This window comes from Pseudomonas sp. TE12234 (assembly GCF_054061835.1).
Map to the genome: position 1 here is coordinate 609,336 of NZ_JBSSEP010000002.1, position 17,964 is coordinate 627,299.

Annotated in this window: 15 protein-coding genes and 2 pseudogenes; 12 read left to right on the plus strand and 5 right to left on the minus strand. The window is 61.0% G+C overall.

Features of this window, described 5'->3' with window-relative positions; translation table 11 throughout:
- Nucleotide 1 precedes the first annotated feature (1 nt).
- Together ACVWYU_RS06395 and ACVWYU_RS06400 are read right to left on the minus strand one after the other, a co-directional pair.
- Nucleotides 2–100: pseudogene (locus tag ACVWYU_RS06395) on the minus strand (lipid-A-disaccharide synthase N-terminal domain-containing protein); the annotation flags it as partial.
- 124 nt (nt 101–224) lie between these two features.
- Nucleotides 225–845 carry a cell wall hydrolase gene (locus ACVWYU_RS06400; protein ID WP_457372252.1) on the minus strand — a complete coding sequence of 207 codons (621 nt, stop codon included), beginning with the start codon at nt 843–845 and terminating at the stop codon, nt 225–227.
- A 142-nt stretch (nt 846–987) separates the two neighbouring features.
- On the opposite strand from ACVWYU_RS06400, the gene ACVWYU_RS06405 reads away from it, so the two are divergent.
- The 6 genes from ACVWYU_RS06405 to ACVWYU_RS06430 all read left to right on the plus strand — a co-directional run bounded on the left by ACVWYU_RS06405 (nt 988) and on the right by ACVWYU_RS06430 (nt 8,931).
- Complete coding sequence (locus tag ACVWYU_RS06405; RefSeq protein ID WP_090320466.1) at nt 988–1,839, plus strand: CAP domain-containing protein; 852 nt, start codon at nt 988–990, stop codon at nt 1,837–1,839.
- A gap of 434 nt (nt 1,840–2,273) precedes the next feature.
- Entirely contained in the window at nt 2,274–3,272 is a 999-nt protein-coding gene (moaA, locus tag ACVWYU_RS06410) for a GTP 3',8-cyclase MoaA (protein ID WP_457372253.1), read from the plus strand.
- A 6-nt stretch (nt 3,273–3,278) separates the two neighbouring features.
- Nucleotides 3,279–4,178 carry a bestrophin family protein gene (locus tag ACVWYU_RS06415; protein WP_090320460.1) on the plus strand — a complete coding sequence of 300 codons (900 nt, stop codon included), beginning with the start codon at nt 3,279–3,281 and terminating at the stop codon, nt 4,176–4,178.
- Nucleotides 4,179–4,354: 176 nt separating this feature from the next.
- Nucleotides 4,355–5,713, plus strand: coding sequence for a chromate efflux transporter (gene chrA, locus ACVWYU_RS06420; RefSeq protein WP_457372254.1), 1,359 nt, complete (start codon nt 4,355–4,357; stop codon nt 5,711–5,713).
- Between the two features lie 401 nt (nt 5,714–6,114).
- Nucleotides 6,115–7,479, plus strand: coding sequence for a glutamine synthetase family protein (locus ACVWYU_RS06425; protein WP_248916612.1), 1,365 nt, complete (start codon nt 6,115–6,117; stop codon nt 7,477–7,479).
- 153 nt (nt 7,480–7,632) lie between these two features.
- Nucleotides 7,633–8,931 carry an NAD(P)/FAD-dependent oxidoreductase gene (locus ACVWYU_RS06430; RefSeq protein WP_457372255.1) on the plus strand — a complete coding sequence of 433 codons (1,299 nt, stop codon included), beginning with the start codon at nt 7,633–7,635 and terminating at the stop codon, nt 8,929–8,931.
- A gap of 84 nt (nt 8,932–9,015) precedes the next feature.
- On the opposite strand, the gene ACVWYU_RS06435 is transcribed toward ACVWYU_RS06430, so the two are convergent.
- From ACVWYU_RS06435 to ACVWYU_RS06445, 3 genes are read right to left on the minus strand one after another with little or no spacing between them, the layout of a single operon-like run.
- Nucleotides 9,016–10,119, minus strand: a complete 1,104-nt coding sequence (locus ACVWYU_RS06435; RefSeq protein ID WP_090320449.1) for an extracellular solute-binding protein — start codon at nt 10,117–10,119, stop codon at nt 9,016–9,018.
- 1 nt (nt 10,120) lies between these two features.
- Nucleotides 10,121–11,029, minus strand: coding sequence for an N-carbamoylputrescine amidase (gene aguB, locus ACVWYU_RS06440; RefSeq protein ID WP_457372256.1), 909 nt, complete (start codon nt 11,027–11,029; stop codon nt 10,121–10,123).
- 4 nt (nt 11,030–11,033) lie between these two features.
- Nucleotides 11,034–12,086, minus strand: a complete 1,053-nt coding sequence (locus tag ACVWYU_RS06445; protein ID WP_457372257.1) for an agmatine deiminase family protein — start codon at nt 12,084–12,086, stop codon at nt 11,034–11,036.
- 135 nt (nt 12,087–12,221) lie between these two features.
- On the opposite strand from ACVWYU_RS06445, the gene ACVWYU_RS06450 reads away from it, so the two are divergent.
- The 6 genes and pseudogenes from ACVWYU_RS06450 to ACVWYU_RS06475 all read left to right on the plus strand — a co-directional run.
- Nucleotides 12,222–13,067: a LysR substrate-binding domain-containing protein gene (locus ACVWYU_RS06450; RefSeq protein WP_090320443.1), complete on the plus strand. Its 846-nt coding sequence runs from the start codon at nt 12,222–12,224 to the stop codon at nt 13,065–13,067.
- A gap of 134 nt (nt 13,068–13,201) precedes the next feature.
- Nucleotides 13,202–13,669, plus strand: coding sequence for a MarR family winged helix-turn-helix transcriptional regulator (locus ACVWYU_RS06455; protein ID WP_247256402.1), 468 nt, complete (start codon nt 13,202–13,204; stop codon nt 13,667–13,669).
- Nucleotides 13,662–14,867 (plus strand): HlyD family secretion protein, encoded by a 1,206-nt coding sequence (locus tag ACVWYU_RS06460; protein ID WP_457372258.1) that lies wholly within the window; start codon nt 13,662–13,664, stop codon nt 14,865–14,867. Before ACVWYU_RS06455 ends, ACVWYU_RS06460 begins: the two co-directional genes overlap by 8 nt.
- On the plus strand, nt 14,860–16,398 hold the full coding sequence (locus ACVWYU_RS06465) for an MDR family MFS transporter (RefSeq protein WP_457372259.1): 1,539 nt from the start codon (nt 14,860–14,862) through the stop codon (nt 16,396–16,398). The genes ACVWYU_RS06460 and ACVWYU_RS06465 overlap by 8 nt, the downstream gene beginning before the upstream one ends.
- Nucleotides 16,399–16,664: 266 nt before the next feature.
- On the plus strand, nt 16,665–17,417 hold the full coding sequence (gene hutC, locus ACVWYU_RS06470) for a histidine utilization repressor (RefSeq protein ID WP_090320430.1): 753 nt from the start codon (nt 16,665–16,667) through the stop codon (nt 17,415–17,417).
- Nucleotides 17,418–17,809: 392 nt separating this feature from the next.
- Nucleotides 17,810–17,964 (plus strand): annotated as a pseudogene (locus tag ACVWYU_RS06475) (urocanate hydratase); the annotation flags it as partial.

The following is a 17,964-nucleotide window of genomic DNA, read 5'->3' on the forward strand; positions in this document are numbered from 1 at the left end:
CTTATTCCTTAAGGTTTTTGCTTTGGGCAATCAACTGCAGATCGCGCAAGTACACGATAAAGCCAAAGGCCTGGCCGGCGATAAACACCGGTTCCTGTCGGCAGATGGATTGCGCGCATGAAGTTACTACTGCATGGCCCGGACATGAAGCTTATAAATCAGAAATATTCAGGTTTCGGTGGTTCGGATAATTTTTTTCAGAGCGCGTTGCTGATCGCGCCTGCTTACCTGGCATCCCCATCACGGGGTTTATAGAACCTGAACAAGCCGATATCCGCGGTTTTGACGTACTTGTCCGCCCAATCGGGCTTGACCGTGCGGTCATGGAAATACAAGGCGCCGCCGGTGTGATCCGGCAGCTGCTTGTTCAGTGCCTTGCGCGCGATTTCCTTGGCCATGGCATAGGGCGCCTCCTCCTGAACCGTGTCGGACTTGCCGTCACACCACCAGGAGAACTGGCAACTCTTGGTTTCCGAGCCTTGTTTGACCACACCGCAGACGGTATCGGGAAAGCCTTCGTGGCCCAGGCGGTTCATGACCACATTGGCGACGGCCTCCATGTCGGTGGATTCCTTGCCCTTGGCTTCCCAGTAGATGGAACGGGCCAGGCAAGTGATGGCGTCATCCAGCGGCGCCTTGCCCGCCGGGTCCACGGCCTGGGCTTCAGGCTGGGTAATGGCTTCGGCCTTGGGTACCGGTGCCGGGTTGCTGTCTTGCGTAGCCTTTTGTTCCAGCACCTCGGCCTTCTCTTTGGCAACTTGTTGTTTTTGCTCCTGATCGGTGGCCAATGCCGGGCCGGCGAGCAGCATTATTGCGAGGCAGGTTGCAATCCAGTCGAAGCGCATGGTCGGCAAGACTCAGTGGGCAGTAGCGCTAAAGTGTAGTAGTGAAATGTTTGCACGCTCGCCGCAACATTCTGGAAAATCCGTTGCCCTTGACGGGGTAACTTCGCGCATCATGGGCGCAGTCAGCTCAAGGGGGATTTCCATGCGTTCACTATCATCCGCAATGCGCTTTGCCGGGTTGTCACTGGGTCTGCTGTTTGCCGCCAGCGCGATGGCGAGCGAAGAGTCACAGCTGATCGAATCGATCAACGTCTACCGCAGCCAGTTGCAGCGTTGCGCCGGTCAGGTGTCGTCGGAGCTGCCGCCGCTGTCGGCCGACCCGCGCCTGGTGCTGTCCGCCACCAGCATCGGCAATTTGCAGCAGGCCATGGCGACCGCCGGTTACCCCATGAAGAATGTGCAGGCGATCAGCCTGTCCGGGCCCCGTGATGCGGCCTCGGCGATGAAAGCGATACAGGAGAGTTTTTGCCAGATCGTGCTGGACCCGCAATTTGTCGATGTCGGTGTCAGCCATCAGGACCGTGACTGGCGCATCGTTGTCGCCCGTCCGTTGCTCAGCGCACGCCTGGGCGACTGGCAGACCGAAGGCCAGAAACTGCTGGCCGAACTCAACATCGCCCGCAGCAAAGCACGCCAGTGCGGCACGCAGTCCTTTGCCGCCACCACGCCACTGGCCTGGAACGCCACGCTGGCGACCGCCGCCGAAGCGCATTCGCGCAACATGGCCAATAAAAACTTCTTCGACCACAAGGACCAGGATGGCCGCACGCCGGGCGACCGGGCGGAACTGGCGGGCTACAACTTCCAGGAGATCGGCGAGACCATCGCCGCCGGGCAAGACACTGTGCGCAAGGTGGTCGATGGCTGGATGGCCAGCCCCGGTCATTGCGCCAACGTGATGAACCCGCTGTTTCGTGACCTGGGAGCGGCCTACGCGACCGATCCGAAGAGCGATGCGGGGATTTACTGGACCGTGATGTTCGGGGCGCAGTAGCGACCTGACCTGAGACGACCTCTGTGGCGAGGGGGCTTGTCGGAGCGTAATCGCCGACCAGCCCGCCCACGGCGATTGATGCGCCGGACGTTGACCTTGACCTGATTGAGGTCATCAATCGTTTGACGGTGAAAAGAACAGGAATGCGCGTTTAATGTCGCCTTTTCGCTCGTTGCGCCCCCTCTATCGACGATAAACACCAAGATTTTTATCGTTATTTATCAATAATTTAAAAAACATAAATGTCAGTTCCTGACGAAAACAGCTCTTCATAGATGCCGTCGATCAACCGGTTACTCATAGTGATTGGACGTTCTCCCGAGTTGCCCTTAGCCTCCCCTCAACAAATCCGCACATCACGTCATTCGTAAGGGTAGGAGCGAGCTTGTTCCTACCGGTTTTGCGGATACTCATTCAATGCGTATGAGGAATTCATGTCAGAGCGAGTCTTGGTCGATGGGTTCTCCCGGCGTGTGGACTACCTGCGCATGTCGGTCACCGATCGCTGCGATTTCCGTTGCGTGTACTGCATGGCCGAGGACATGCAGTTCCTGCCCCGGCAGCGAGTGCTGACCCTGGAAGAGATCTATCAGGTGGCCCAAAGCTTCGTCGCACTGGGCACCCGCAAGATCCGCCTGACTGGCGGCGAGCCGCTGATCCGCCCGGGCGTGGTGCAACTGTGCCAGAAGATCGCCGCCCTGCCCGGCCTGCGTGAACTGTGCTTGACCACCAACGGCTCGCAGTTGGCCAGACTGGCTCAGCCATTGTTCGAGGCCGGGGTCCAGCGGCTGAACATCAGCCTCGACTGCCTCGACCCGCAACGCTTTCGCGAACTGACCCGCACCGGTGAACTGGCGCAGGTCATCAAGGGCATCGACGCCGCCAACAAGGCCGGATTTCGCAACACCAAGCTCAACTGCGTGGTGATGAAGGGCCGCAACGATCACGAAATCAATGACCTGGTGAGCTTTGCCATCGACCGCAACCTGGACATTTCCTTCATCGAAGAAATGCCCTTGGGCACCATCCACGAACACAGCCGCGCCGAGGCGTTTTTCTCCAGCGCCCAGGTACGTGAAAACATCGCCGAACGCTACACTTTGATTGATTCCGCCGAGTCGACCCAGGGCCCTTCACGCTACTGGCGCCTGGCCGAAGCGCCGCACATTCGCCTGGGGTTCATTTCGCCCCACAGCCACAATTTTTGCGGCACCTGCAACCGGGTGCGACTGACCGTGGAGGGGCGCCTGCTGCTGTGCCTGGGCAACGAACACGCCGTCGACCTCAAGGCTGTCTTGCGCAGCCACCCCGGCCAGCCCGAACGTCTGGAACACGCCATCATCGAGGCGATGAAACTCAAACCTTATCGGCACCATTTCGAAGTGAACGACGATGTCCAGGTTGTGCGCTTCATGAACATGACAGGCGGCTGAAAGACCATGATCGTCAGACCCAAACCCAACCTGATCGGTGTCCTGACTTCACTCAAGGGTTCGATTGCCAAGCGCATTGCCCTGCGCAGCCTGATGGTGACGCTGCTGGCCTCGGCCATCGTGTTCATCGAAACGCTGCACCCCAGCTACTTTTCCAAAGTCAGTGCGACGCCCTTCACCCTGCTGGGCTTGTCGCTGTCGATCTTCATGAGCTTTCGCAACAACGCCTGTTATGACCGCTGGTATGAAGCGCGCAAGGCGTGGGGCGACATCATCGTGGAAGTCCGGTCGATGATTCGCGAAACCCGGATCATCAAGGACGCCCGTGAGCGACACGCGATTCTCAGTAACCTCTGCGGCTTCGCCCATGCGTTAAACGCCCGATTGCGCAAGGAGAACGAACTGGCCGCCAGCGGTGACTGGTTGCAGCCGATTCCCAAGGGCGGCACCCAGGACATCAGCGGGCAAGTACTGATGCAGGTTGGCCAACAGTGCTCGGCACTCAGCGAGTCGGGCGCCATCAATGAATGGCGCTATACAATCATTGCCGGTCACCTGACCAACCTGACCCGCGCCCAGGCGATCTGTGAACGGATCAAAAACACCCCGCTGCCGTTCCCCTACACCTTGCTGCTGCACCGGACCATCTACCTGTTCTGCATCCTGCTGCCGTTCGCCATGGCCGAACCCCTGGGCTGGCTGACACCGGTTTTCACCGCGATCGTCAGCTACACCTTTTTCGGGCTGGATGCGATTGCCGATGAACTGGAAGACCCGTTCGGCCGCGACGAAAACGACCTGCCCACCGACGCCATCGTGCGCAACATCGAGCGCGACGTCCTGGACGCACTGGGCGTGACGGAACTGCCGCCACAACTGGAACCGGTGGACTTTGTCCTGAACTGAAAAAACGCGGGGGGCGGCTAGCGATGGCGGCCTGTCAGTCGACATCCAAGCCGGATGTGCCGCCGCCCTCGCTGGCAAGCCAGCTCCCACAACGGTCGAGTAAAACCGACTGTTCAAACCCCCGCTTCATGGCTACAGTCAGCGGCTCAAAGCGCCCCCGCACAAGGAACATTCGCTTGAGCCTCACGCCCTCCCCAAACAGCCCCGCCGAACTGACCAAGCCTGCGCCAATCAGCCTCAGTGAAGCGTTCCGATTCTGGCTCAAGCTCGGTTTCATCAGCTTCGGCGGGCCGGCCGGACAGATTTCGATCATGCACCAGGAACTGGTCGAGCGCCGCCGCTGGATCTCCGAGCGGCGCTTCCTGCATGCCCTCAACTACTGCATGTTGCTGCCCGGCCCCGAAGCCCAGCAACTGGCGACCTACCTCGGCTGGCTGATGCACCGAACCTGGGGTGGCGTGATCGCCGGTGCGCTGTTTGTGCTGCCATCGCTGTTCATCCTGATTGCCCTGTCCTGGGTGTACATCGCCTTCGGTGAAGTGCCGGTGGTGGCCGGGCTGTTTTACGGGATCAAGCCGGCGGTCACCGCGATTGTGCTGCAAGCCGCGCACCGGATCGGCTCCCGTGCGCTGAAGAACGGCTGGATGTGGGCGATCGCCGCAGCGTCATTCGCCGCGATCTTCCTCGGCAACGTGCCGTTTCCGCTGATCGTGCTGGGCGCGGCCATCATCGGTTACTTCGGCGGACGCCTGGCCCCGGATAAATTCACCACGGGCGGCCACGGTACTGCGAAAAAATCCTTCGGCCCGGCACTGATCGACGACGACACGCCGCCCCCCGACCATGCCCGTTTCAGTCGCTGGAAACTGCTGCGCCTGGCGCTGATCGGCGCGGCGTTGTGGACACTGCCGATGGCGACCCTCACCGTCCTGTTCGGCTGGGAAGGCACGCTGACGCAAATGAGCTGGTTCTTTACCAAAGCGGCCCTGCTGACTTTCGGCGGCGCCTACGCGGTGCTGCCCTATGTGTATCAGGGCGCGGTCGGCCACTATGGCTGGCTGACGCCGACGCAGATGATCGACGGCCTGGCGCTGGGCGAAACCACGCCGGGGCCGCTGATCATGATCGTGGCCTTCGTCGGTTTTATCGGCGCCTATGTCCATCCTGTGTTCGGCCCCGATCAGGCTTTTGTCGCCGGCGCCCTCGCGGCCACGCTGGTGACCTGGTTCACTTTCCTGCCTTCGTTCCTGTTCATCCTCGCCGGCGGGCCACTGGTGGAGTCCACCCATAACGAACTGAAATTCACCGCGCCACTGACGGCGATCACTGCCGCGGTGGTCGGCGTGATTCTTAACCTGGCGTGCTTTTTTGGTTATCACGTGCTGTGGCCCAAGGGCTTCGCCGGACAGCTGGACTGGCCTTCATTGCTGATCGCCATCGCGGCCGCCATTGCCTTGCTTCGGTTCAAGCGCGGAGTCATCGAAGTGTTGCTCGGTTGTGGCCTGATCGGACTGGGCGTGCACCTGCTGCACTGAATCAAAGATTTACATGTGCCGCTTTCACCCCTAGTATCCAGCCATCCCCGGATGGCTGTTTACCAGCCACCGACGTTTTCCTCCTGGAAACATGAGTCATGCGCACTTCGCCGTCAGAGCACCCCTTGCTGGATGTCTCGATCCTGACCACCTCGCTGCTGGTCGCGGACGGCATTGCCTGATGAAACGCATCGTCAACCTCCCCATGGCCCTGCGCCGCTCAAAACTGCGTCACTCCGCACGCCCGCCGGATAGCTGCCTGCTCGCCTGATTGCGTCTTCGACGCATCGAGCCTCCCCTGCCTTTTTGCTATCGCTGCCCGCACGCAACGGATCTTTGTCCGTGACCGTGCCGCGGCCCGAATCCGTGCGTCCGCGGGACGCCAACGTGAGTGACGAACAATGAAATTCGCAGCCCTTGAAGATGCCCAACGCTTTCTGGCGAACAACCCCGATATCGACATGATCGAGCTGTTCATTCTCGATGCCAACGGCGTGCCACGGGGCAAACTGTTGCACCGCGAAGAACTGCTGGCGGTGTACGAAAGCGGTCGTCCGCTGCCCAGCACCATCCTTGGCCTGACCTTGCAGGGCGAAGACGTCGAGAACTCCGGGCTGGTGTGGGACGTCGGCGATATCGACTGCCGCGCCTACCCGCTCGAAGGCAGCCTGGTGCGCTTGCCGTGGCGGCAGATTCCGACAGCGGCGGTGCAGGTCAGCATGCACCCGCAAGAAGGCATGCCGGCGAGCATCGCCGACCCGCGTCACCTGCTGATCAAGGTCATCGATGGCCTCAAAGCCGAGGGTTACCACCCGGTGATGGCCTGCGAGCTGGAGTTCTATCTGCTGGACAGCAAACGCGATCACAACGGTCGCCCGCAACCGGCGCTGGACGCTGACGGCGGTCGTCCACGGCACACTCAGGTCTACGGACTGCGCGAGCTGGAACAGATCGAACCGTTCCTCGCCGACCTCTATGCCGCCTGCAAACTGCACGACATTCCGGCACGCACGGCGATTTCCGAATACGCCCCGGGCCAGGTGGAAATCACCCTGGAACACGGCGATGCCTTGCTGGCGATGGACCAGGCCGTGCGTTACAAACGCCTGGTGAAAGCGGTCGCCCACAAGCACGGCATGCAGGCGACGTTCATGGCCAAACCGTTCGACGACCTGGCCGGTACCGGCATGCACATGCACGTCAGCATTGCCGATGCCGAAGGTCGCAACCTGTTCGCCTCCGAGCACCCGGCCGGCACCCCGCTGCTGCGTACCGCCATCGGCGGCATGCTCGCCTCGCTGCTCGATTCGTTGTTATTGTTTTGCCCCAACGCCAACTCCTACCGGCGTTTCCAGGCCAACAGCTATGCGCCCCTGGCTCCGACCTGGGGCGTCGATAACCGCACGGTGAGCCTGCGCGTGCCGGGTGGCCCGGCCAACAGCCGGCACATCGAACACCGCATCTGCGGCGCCGACGCCAACCCGTATCTGGCGGCGGCGGCAATTCTGGCCGGCATCCATCGCGGCCTCCGCGAAAACCTCGATCCGGGTGAGCCGGTGCAAGGCAACGGTTATGCGCAAGCCACGCAATTGCTGCCCACCGACTGGCTGACATCCCTGACGGCACTGGAGAACTCGGCCTGGGCGCGGGATGCACTGGGTCAGGAATTTCTTGGGGTTTATCTGGCGGTCAAGCGTGCCGAGTATCGGCAGTTCATGGGCGAAGTGGGTGAGCAGGACTGGCGCTGGTATCTGACTGAGGCGTGAGCCCAATCAGCCCCCAACCCCCTGTGGGAGCGAGCCTGCTCGCGATGGCGGTGTGTCAGTCACCACTGAGATGACTGACACGGCCTATCGCGAGCAGGCTCGCTCCCACAGGGGCCGCGCTGACTTCTCTTCATTTTTTGCCTGGACCCTGACATGACTAACCAACGCTGCAATTCCTACTACACCGCCACCCTCAACCAGGACACCGATTACCCGACCCTGCAAGGCCAACACCGGGTTGACGTGGTGATCATCGGCGGCGGCTTCACCGGCGTCGCCACGGCGGTCGAGCTGGCTGAAAAAGGCCTCAAAGTCGCGATCGTCGAAAGCCACAAGATCGGCTGGGGCGCCACGGGGCGAAACGGCGGCCAGGTCACCGGCAGCCTCTCGGGCGACGAAGCCATGCGCAAGCAGATGCGCCGCACCCTCGGCGAAGACGTCGACGATTTCATCTGGCACCTGCGCTGGCGCGGGCACCAGATCATCCGGCAGCGGGTGGAAAAATACGGCATCGCCTGCGACCTCAAGCACGGTCACCTGCACGCGGCTTACAAGCCAGGTCACATGGAGGGTTTACGCAAGGATTACGACGAAGCCGTGCGCCGTGGCATGGGCGACGAGGTCAGCCTGCTCGACCGCAGCCAGGTGCGCGACCTGCTGCAAAGCGACCTCTACCACGGAGCAATCAAGAACACCCGCAACATGCACCTGCACCCGCTGAACCTGTGCATCGGCGAAGCCCGCGCGGCCGAGAGCCTGGGCGCGCTGATCTTCGAAAACAGCGAAGTGCTGGAGATCATTCACGGCGATGGCCCGCACAAGAGCCCTGGCGTGCGCACCGCCCACGGTCGCATCGACGCCAACCAGGTGCTGCTGGCCGGCGACGTCTACCACAAACTGGAACCCGGCAAGCTCAAGGGCAAGATCTTCCCGGCCATGGGCGGCATCGTCACCACCGCGCCGCTGGGCGACCTGGCCAGACAGATCAACCCCGAAGACCTGGCCGTCTACGACTGCCGCTTCGTCCTCGACTACTACCGCCTGACGGCCGATGGTCGCCTGCTGTTCGGTGGCGGCGCCAACTACAGCGGCAAGGATTCACGGGACATCGCCGCCGAGTTGCGCCCTTGCATCGAGCAAACGTTCCCGGCGCTCAAGGGCGTGGCCATCGATTATCAGTGGAGCTGCGCGATGGGCATCGTGATCAACCGCATCCCGCAACTGGGCAAGCTTTCGGACAACGTCTGGTACTGCCAGGGCTACTCCGGGCATGGCATCGCCACCACCCACATCATGGGCGAAATCATGGGCCGCGCGATCACCGGACAACTGGAGCACTTCGACACCTTCGCCGCCTGCCAGCACATCCGCGTCCCCATGGGCGACCTGCTCGGCAACCCGATGCTCGCCGCTGGCATGTGGTACTACCAAATGCTTGAACGCCTGCGCTGAGGCATCCACGGGATAAGCCCGAATCATCTGTGGGAGCAAACGTGCCCCCACAGGGTTTTGTGTGCCTCAAGAATGACGAGGACGTTAATTTGCCGTGGCGGTCTTGAACTTGGTCCAGGTTCGCATGCGCGCCCGCATGTCCGCCTGGGGAATGTCCTTGCCCGGAATCAGCCGCTCGTAGGTGGCCTCGTCGAGGTAAATGTCCGGGTTGTTGCGCATGCTTGCATCAACGCCCGGACGCGCCTTGGCATTCGAGGTGGGGTAGCCGGTGAAATTACTGATGGCTGCCATGTTCTGGGGACGCATGACGAAGTTGATGAACGCATAGGCGTACTCCGGATGCCTGGCGTCGACAGGAATCGCCATGGTGTCCATCCACACCGTGGTGCCTTCGCGGGGAATGCGGTACTGGAACGAGGTTTTCTTGCCCGCGGCGTCCGAGGTCCGTTGCGCCTGGGTCATGTCACCGCTGTAACCGAGGGACAGGCACAGGTTGCCGTTGACCAGATCCGTCACCGGCTGCGACTGGAACTTGCGAATGTATGGCCGCAACTTGAGCAGCAGGTCACTCGCCGCGGCCAGGTCCTCCGGCCTGGCACTGCGCGGTTCCCGACCGAGATAATTGAGCACCACGGCCAGCACTTCGTCCGGGGAATCAATCATCGAGATTCCGCAATCGGCGAATTTACTCGCCAGTTCCGGCTTGAACAGCATGTCCAGGCTGTTGACCGGAGCATTGGGCAAGCGCTGCCTTATCTGCTCGTCATTGTAGGTCAGGCCGATGGTGCCCCAGGTATAAGGGACCGTGGCCTGGCTCGAATGCTCGTAATGCCCATGCAGCTTCTGCAAACCGGGTTCGATATCGGCCAGGGCGGTGAGCTTCGAGCGATCCAGCGGCAGCAGGCTACCGGCGCGCATCAGGCGCTCGGCCACGGTGTCACCGGGGAAGATCAGGTCGTAACCGCTGCCACCGGCGAGCATCTTGGCTTCCAGCGTCTCGCTGCCATCCATGACGTCGTAGATCACCTTGATCCCGGTTTCAGCGGTGAATCGACTCAGGGTGTCCTCGGCAAAATAATCGGCCCAGTTGTACAGCCGCAGGGTTTTCTCCTCGGCGTGCAACGAGGGCAAGGCACCGCTCAGTGCCAGGCCGAGGGCACCGCTCAACAGCGTGTTGGATAAGCGCATGTCATACCCCTTGAGTGTTCCAGCGTGCGTTGATGTGACGACCGTCCTGACTCAACAGCGCCCCGTACATGTCCGGGCGACGGTCACGGTAGATGCCCCAGCTCAAGCGCTCTTCGCGCATGGCGGCCAGGTCCAGGCTGTGCACCAGCACGGCGGTGCTGTCGCGGTCGGCCTCGGCGAGCAATTTGCCCTTGTGGTTACAGATAAAGGACGAGCCGTAGAAACTCATCTGCAAGTCAGGGTCGGTGGTCGCGGCTTCACGGCCGACACGGTTGGCCGCCACCACCGGCAAGATGTTGGCCGCCGCATGGCCACGCATGGTCATTTGCCAGTGGTCCCGTGAGTCCAGGGACGTGCAGCCGGGCTCCGAACCGATGGCCGTGGGAAACAGCAACACCTCGGCGCCCATCAACGCCAGGCAGCGCGCGGTCTCGGGGAACCACTGATCCCAGCAGATGCCCACGCCGATGCGTCCGTATGCCGTGTCCCAGACACGAAAGCCGGTATCGCCGGGGCTGAAGTATTCCTTCTCCTGATAACCGATGGCATTGGGGATATGGGTCTTGCGGTACACGCTGAGCAAGCGCCCATCGGCATCGGCCACGCTCAGCGAATTGAAACAGGCGTTACCGGCCCTTTCGAACCAGCTCAGGGGCAGCACCACGCCCAACTCCCTGGCCAGCGCGGCAAAGCGCTGGAGCACAAGACTGTCACGAAACTCTTCGGCCAGCGCGAGGTGTCGGTGGCTTTGCTCGATACAAAAGTACGGGGTGGTAAACAGCTCCTGCAGCAAGATGAGCCGGGCACCCTGTGCCGCAGCATCGCGCACCAGTTGCTCTGCCTGATCGAGGTTTTTTTGCAAGTCCCAGGTGCAAGGCATCTGGGTCGTGGCAATGGTCAACACAGTCATGAGATCAACCCTCCACCGGCCAGACAGGCTGTTGCTGGGTAATGCAATGCACTCCCCCACCGCCATGGGCCAGATGATTGATCCGCACCGGTACCACTTCGCGCCCCGGAAACGCCTTGGCCAGGACTTCAGCAGCCACGTTATCGGCATCGATGCCGTAAGCCGGCATGATGATCGCGTCGTTGGCGATGTAGAAATTGGTGCAGGAGGCACAGAACACTTCTGCCTCGCTGTCCACGGCATCGGTGGCTTCATACAGTTCGATCAGTTCGAACCGACGGCCCTGGGCATCAGTCGCCAGTTCCAGCGCACGCCGGTTTTCGCGGACCACTTCGGCGTACACCGATTGCTGGTCATGGGTGGCATCCACCAGCAACACACCGGGGCGCGCGAATGCGCACACTCCATCGACATGGCCGTCAGTCATGTCGCCGGTCACATGGTCCGGGTCACCCGGCAGCCAGATCGTCTTCTTCACGCCCAGCAGCCGCGCGAAGATTTCCTCCATTTCAGCCTTGCCGATGCCCGGATTGCGATTGCGGTTGAGCAGCACTGATTCGGTTGTGATCAGCGTGCCCTCGCCGTCCACGTGAATGGCGCCGCCTTCGTTGCTCAAAGGTGTGCCGAAGCACTCCACGCCCAGATGATTGAGTGCACGTCGCGCCAGGCTTTCATCCAGATCATGGGCCGACTTGCCACCCCAGGCGTTGAAGCGCCAGCTCACCCCGGCCAGACCCAGCTGCGGGTGACAGACAAAGCTCGGGCCGGAGTCGCGGCACCAACTGTCGTTTACCGCCAGCTCGATCAGTTCGATGTTGGGCCCGCACAGGGCTTTGGCACGGGCAACAGCCGATGGATCGACCACCATCTTCACCGGTTCGAAACGGGCAATGGCGTTGGCCACGCCAGCGAAGTCTTCCTGTACCTGGGCCAGGGTGACGCCCCAGCCCGACTCCCAGAGTGCCTTGTTGTGCGGCCACACCATCCACGTCGCGGCGTGCCTGGCCCACTCTGCCGGCATCATCCAACCGGTGCTTCGAAGTTCGTTGTGCTGCATGATAAAAAGCCCTTTAGTTAAGCCATTGTGTTCAACAAAAACCGTCTTGGCGGTCCTGTCTTCCATGCTACGGCTGCAAAAACGGGCTAACAAACGATGGATTTTGCCGACAACTGATTAGGAAAACTTATCGATATGCTCAAGCACTGGCCACCCCTCAGCACCCTTCGCGGCTTTGAAGCGGCTGCCCGACTGGGCAGCTTTCACAAGGCCGCAGAGGAGTTGCACCTCACCCAGTCAGCCATCAGCCAGCAGATACGCAGCCTGGAGGCCTACCTTGAACAACCTCTGTTCTTTCGCAGCGGGCGCAGCGTCAGCCTGACCGACGCCGGCCACGATCTGCTCAGCACCACCCAGGCACTGTTGCAACAATTGGCCGTTGGCATTCGACGCCTGGGGCAATACCAGAAACCCAATCAACTGGTGCTCAACACCACCCCGGCGTTCGCCCGCCACTGGCTGCTGCCGCGCCTGGGGGATTTTCGCCGCCAGCATCCGGACGTTGACCTGTGGATTTTCAGCACCGATGAAGTTCCGGACATGGCCAGCCAGACCATCGACATTGCCGTGCGCGATGACATCAGCTCCCAGGCCGAGTGCAGCTTCAAAGTGCTGCACGCCGACCGCCTCTACCCGGCCTGCCACCCGAACCTGTTGGCGCTGCCCGGTGACCAGCGCACCACCTTGCACGGCGAGCGGGAAATGGATTGGAGTCATTGGGCGGTGGAGTCGGGCATCGATGTCGGTCAGCAAGACCAGGGGCTGAACTTCTCCGATCCCGGACTGCTGCTCGATGCCGCATGCGCGGGCCTGGGCATTGCCCTGGTCAGCGAATTGCTCAGCCAGCAGGCCCGGGCCAATGGCTTGTTGCAGCCGCTGGTCGAGCAAACCATCCGCGGTCCGAACTGGGCCCTGCTGACCCATCGCGACAGTGAGAACAATGCCCGCAGCTTTTGCGAATGGCTGGCGAACAACCTGTAAGCCCCGAGCCAGACTGATCGCTGCGGGGCGTCGGCAGCGTTCCGCACACACGGCGCATTTTCTCGAAAATATAGATAGCAGCCTAATTACAAGCTCAACTATGATGAGCTAACTCTCCCCCTGAAGATTTCACCATGACCGACATCCTGACCCTTGGTTTCGCCCTGCACGACAGCGCCCGTTTAATGCGCAAGCGTTTTGAACAACGTGCGCGACACGTCGGTCTCACGCGCTCGCAATGGCAGGTGCTGGCCATGTTGTCGATCAACGAGGGGATTCATCAAAAAGGCCTTGCGGACTTGCTGGAGCTGGAGTCGATCACCCTGGTGCGCCTGCTGGACAAAATGGCCGAGCGCGGGTTGATCGAGCGGCGCCGCCACCCGACCGATCGCCGCCTGTCCCTGCTGTTTCTGACCGAACAAGCCCATCCGCTGCTGGAACTGATGCGCAGCATGGGGCAGCAGACACGCCAGGAAGCCACGGCCGGGTTCTCGGAGGAAGAGAGCCAACTGCTGCTGCAGATGATGAAGCGGGTCAGGGCAAACCTGATCGAGGCCTGCAGCCGCCCTATCGACGAGGAGGAGGTGCGCCATCATGGCTGATCAAGGCCTGAAGTCGCCGCCGGAGTCACCGCTGCGGCCCACCGCCCCACGAATGGAAAGCCCCTCGTCAATCGAGGCGCCCAAACCGGACCTCGGCCAGGCGCAGGGCCGGCAGATCGACGCTTCCCCTGATCGCCCGAAACGCCAGCGCACGCGAACCGCGCTGTTCGCATTGCTGCCCCTCATGCTGCTGTTGGGTGGCTACCTGTATGTCACCGGCGGGCAGATCATCTCGACCGACAACGCCTATATCCAGGCCGATCATGTGGGCGTCTCCACCGATGTCTCGGGCCTGGTGGCCTCGGTGGACGTCAAGGACAACCAGCGGGTCGTCCAGGGCCAGGTGTTGTTCACCCTCAAGCCAGAGCCCTTTGAAATTGCCTTGGCCAGCGCCAGGGCGCAACTGGGCAACGTGCGCAATCAGATCCTCAATCTCAAGGCCAGCTACAACCAGGCGCTGGCCGAAATCGACCAGGCTCAAATCGACCTTCCGTACTACCAGGCCGGCTTCCAGCGTCAGGAGACCCTGCTCAAGGTTTCCGCGGTGTCCAAGACCAACTACGACGACGCCAAGCACGCCCTGGACAGCACCCGGCAAAAAATCGCCGTCGCCAAGGCCACGGCGCAGATGGTACTAGCGCAATTGGGTGGACGCATCGATACCCCGGTCGAACAGCAACCCACCTACATGCAGGCCCAGGCCGCCGTCGACGAAGCCCAGCGCAACCTGACCAACTCGGTGGTCAGGGCGCCATTCGACGGCATCGTGACCAACGTTGACTCGCTGCAAGTCGGCGCCTACCTGCAACCGCCGCAATCGGGCATCAGCCTGGTGTCGGCCGACCATCTGTGGGTCGCCGCATCACCCAAGGAAACCGAACTGACCCATGTGAAACCCGGCCAGCCCGTCGATATCAGCGTCGACAGTTACCCCGGCGTGCAATGGCACGGCACCGTCGAAAGCATCAGCCCCGCCTCGGGTTCCAGCTTTTCCCTGCTGCCGGCGCAGAACACCACGGGCAACTGGGTCAAAGTCGTGCAACGGATTCCCGTGCGCATCAGCATCGACGATGCCGGACAAAAACCCTCCCTGCGCACCGGCATGAGCGTGGAGGCCCGGATCAATACCGGCAAGGCGCGCGGGCTGCCGGAAATGTTCTCGGGGTCGCTTGCCAGTCAGGCCCCGGGCCATGAATGAGTCGGCCGCGACGCAACCGGTAGCCCATCGCGGCATGATCACCGCCTGCGTGGTGCTGGCGGTGATCATGCAAGCGCTGGACACGACCATCGCCAACGTCGCCCTGCCCTACATGCAAGGCAGCATCTCGGCCAGTTCGGACCAGATCAACTGGGTACTGACCTCCTACATCGTCGCTGCCGCGATCATGACCCCGCCTTCTGCCTTTCTGGCCCGGCGCTTCGGGCGCAAACGCGTGCTGCTGTGGGCGATCATCGGCTTCGTCGTCTCCTCGATTCTTTGCGGCCTGGCGCAATCACTGGAAGAAATCATCCTGTTCCGCTTGCTCCAGGGCCTTGCGGGCGCCGCGCTGGTGCCGCTGTCCCAGGGCATTTTGCTGGACATCTACAGCCTCAAGGAACGCGGTTCGGCCATGGCGCTGTTCGGTGTCTCGGTCATGGTCGGCCCTGTGCTGGGCCCGATGCTGGGCGGCTGGCTGACCGATAACTTCAGCTGGCGATGGGTGTTCTTCATCAACTTGCCCATTGGTTTGCTGGCGCTGGCCGGTATCGTCTACTACGTGAGCGAAACACCCACCGACACTGAAACGCGCCTGGACTGGCTCGGCTTCGGGTCGCTGAGCGTGGCGATCATGGCCTTGCAACTGTTCCTCGATCGAGGTGAACAGCTGGGCTGGTTCTCTTCCATTGAAATCCTGATCGAAGCCGTGGTGGCCGCCGCCGCGAGCTACGTGTTCCTGGTCCACACCTTCACGGCCGACAATCCCTTCATCAGCCCGAAGCTGTTCAAGGACCGCAATTTTTCGATCAGCGTGATCTTCATCTTTATCGTTGGCATCACTTACCTGGCTTCGCTGGCGTTGATGACGCCCTACCTGCAAACCCTGATGGGCTACCCGGTGCTGACCGCCGGCATGGTGATGGGCCCTCGGGGCCTGGGCACGATGCTGACCATGTTCCTCGCCGGTCGCTTGCTGGGCAAAGTCGATACGCGCCTATTGCTGTTGACCGGTCTGGGCTTGTCGGCACTGTCCATGTGGCTGATGACCGGCTGGACGCCCAATGTGTCGATACAAACCATCATCGTGGTCGGCTTCATTCAAGGCACCAGCCTGGGCATGCTCTTTGTGCCGCTGACCACCGTTGCCTTCGCAACACTGCCCGTCAACCTGCGGGCCGAAGGGACCGGGCTGTATAGCCTGTCGCGAAATGTCGGCTCCAGCGTCGGGATCTCCATCGTCACCGTGCTGCTGGCGCAGAACATCCAGGTCAACCATGCGGAAATCGGCGCCTACGTTACTCCGTTCAACCGGGCTTTCGATGCCTGGGCGATCAAGAGCTACCTGGACCCGATGGTCGCCTCCGGTCGCGCCACGCTGGACGCCATGATCACGGTGCAGGCCAGTTGGGTGGCCTACCTGGATGACTTCAAGCTGTTGATGCTGTTGTCGCTGGCGGTCATGCCGCTGCTGTTGATCATCAAGCCGGCGAAGAACCCGCCGAGTGCCGACCCGGTCGCGGCGATGGAGTAGTGGCGGGGGCCGACGGCGGCCCTCGAAACCCTGTCGAGCGCTACCGGCATCACGGCGAACGCGCCTTTAAGCTCAATAAATGACCAACACATTACAAGCCCTGCATTTCGCTGTGTCTGGGTGTTTATCCACAGGAATACCCACGACTTTTGTGGATAGCTTTGACCGCCCTTCCGCTCCATTTCCTGCATAGGCGTATCCTCGGCGACAGAGTAAACTTCGCTCCAGGCCTATCGGAGCAATTCATTTTTTAATCAGGAATTACTGTGTCCAAACCTGTTGAGGATAATGCATCCCTCGAGTCCTTTTCGCTCGAAAGCCCCTCCCCCCTGTATGCCCGGGTCAAGCAAATCATCATGCAGAAGATTCGCTCCGGCGCATGGTTGCCCAACTCCAAACTGCCCTCGGAAAGCGAATTGCTGAATTTGCTGGGGGTCAGTCGCATGACCATCAACCGGGCCCTGCGTGAACTGACGATCGAGGGATCGCTGGTGCGCATGCAGGGTGTCGGCACTTTTGTCGCCGAGCCCAAGGGCCATGCCGCGCTCTTCGAGATCCACAATATCGCCGAAGAAATTGCCGCCCGAGGGCATGAGCATCGCTGCGAAGTGATCGTGCTTGAAGAAATGCCGGAACGCGCGCGGGCTTCGATGCCGTTCCCGCTCGAAGGTGTCAGCCGGATATTTCACTCGGTGGTGGTGCATCACGAGAATGGCGTACCGGTGCAAATCGAAGAGCGCTTCGTCAATGCCGAAGTGGCCCCCGCCTATTTGCAGCAGGACTTCAGCAAGGTCACGCCGTACGCCTACCTGATCCAGTTGGCGCCACTGACCGAAGGCGAGCATGTCGTCGAGTCGATCCACGCCAAAGCCGCCGAGTGCAAACTGCTGCAGATCAAACGCTATGAGCCTTGCCTGTTGATCCGCCGTCGTACATGGGCGGCAAAAGGTCAGGTCGGTTGTGCTCGCCTGGTCTATCCGGGTTCGCGCTATCGCCTGGAAGGCAAATTCGGCAACTGAATCACCGTTCGAGCGGCCCCCGCCGGTCGCTCGACGAACCCGCCTGCACAAACTTCCCCTGAAGCTGTTACCACTGCCGCACCGATCGGCAAAAGGGTGACACCTCGCCTCAAAACGCGCACAAAAGTGTTACAAAACGCACACCGCCTTCACGTAAAAATCGCAATGTTGCAACAGAATTTGCAGCCATCTCTCTGCGCTCGATATTTTTATCATTAATTTAACTATTTGATTTAAAACATTTTTATTGATTTTTTGGTTTTTACCCCCTCCAAAAAACCAGATTTTGGCCCCTCACTTGCATTCACTTGTACATACAGGTTGGTATAAGCGTATATGTACATGCGGTAACGCTAGCGCCAACCCGCTGACCATTGAATGAGGAGATGACCATGACTGCCAAAACCACTCGCCTGCGTGACGTCGTAATCCGCGCTGCCCGCGGCAACCAACTGACCGCCAAAAGCTGGCTGACCGAAGCGCCGCTGCGCATGCTGATGAACAACCTCGACCCGGAAGTGGCCGAGAACCCGAAGGAACTGGTGGT

What these genes read in the sequence shown, in the direction of transcription:
- aguB (WP_457372256.1), bottom strand. Translation starts at nt 11,029, where the DNA reads ATGACTGTGTTGACCATTGCCACGACCCAGATGCCTTGCACCTGGGAC.
- ACVWYU_RS06460 (WP_457372258.1), top strand. Translation starts at nt 13,662, where the DNA reads ATGGCTGATCAAGGCCTGAAGTCGCCGCCGGAGTCACCGCTGCGGCCC.
- ACVWYU_RS06465 (WP_457372259.1), top strand. Translation starts at nt 14,860, where the DNA reads ATGAATGAGTCGGCCGCGACGCAACCGGTAGCCCATCGCGGCATGATC.
- ACVWYU_RS06455 (WP_247256402.1), top strand. Translation starts at nt 13,202, where the DNA reads ATGACCGACATCCTGACCCTTGGTTTCGCCCTGCACGACAGCGCCCGT.
- ACVWYU_RS06435 (WP_090320449.1), bottom strand. Translation starts at nt 10,119, where the DNA reads ATGCGCTTATCCAACACGCTGTTGAGCGGTGCCCTCGGCCTGGCACTG.
- ACVWYU_RS06400 (WP_457372252.1), bottom strand. Translation starts at nt 845, where the DNA reads ATGCGCTTCGACTGGATTGCAACCTGCCTCGCAATAATGCTGCTCGCC.
- ACVWYU_RS06425 (WP_248916612.1), top strand. Translation starts at nt 6,115, where the DNA reads ATGAAATTCGCAGCCCTTGAAGATGCCCAACGCTTTCTGGCGAACAAC.
- moaA (WP_457372253.1), top strand. Translation starts at nt 2,274, where the DNA reads ATGTCAGAGCGAGTCTTGGTCGATGGGTTCTCCCGGCGTGTGGACTAC.
- ACVWYU_RS06450 (WP_090320443.1), top strand. Translation starts at nt 12,222, where the DNA reads ATGCTCAAGCACTGGCCACCCCTCAGCACCCTTCGCGGCTTTGAAGCG.
- ACVWYU_RS06415 (WP_090320460.1), top strand. Translation starts at nt 3,279, where the DNA reads ATGATCGTCAGACCCAAACCCAACCTGATCGGTGTCCTGACTTCACTC.
- ACVWYU_RS06445 (WP_457372257.1), bottom strand. Translation starts at nt 12,086, where the DNA reads ATGCAGCACAACGAACTTCGAAGCACCGGTTGGATGATGCCGGCAGAG.
- ACVWYU_RS06430 (WP_457372255.1), top strand. Translation starts at nt 7,633, where the DNA reads ATGACTAACCAACGCTGCAATTCCTACTACACCGCCACCCTCAACCAG.
- ACVWYU_RS06405 (WP_090320466.1), top strand. Translation starts at nt 988, where the DNA reads ATGCGTTCACTATCATCCGCAATGCGCTTTGCCGGGTTGTCACTGGGT.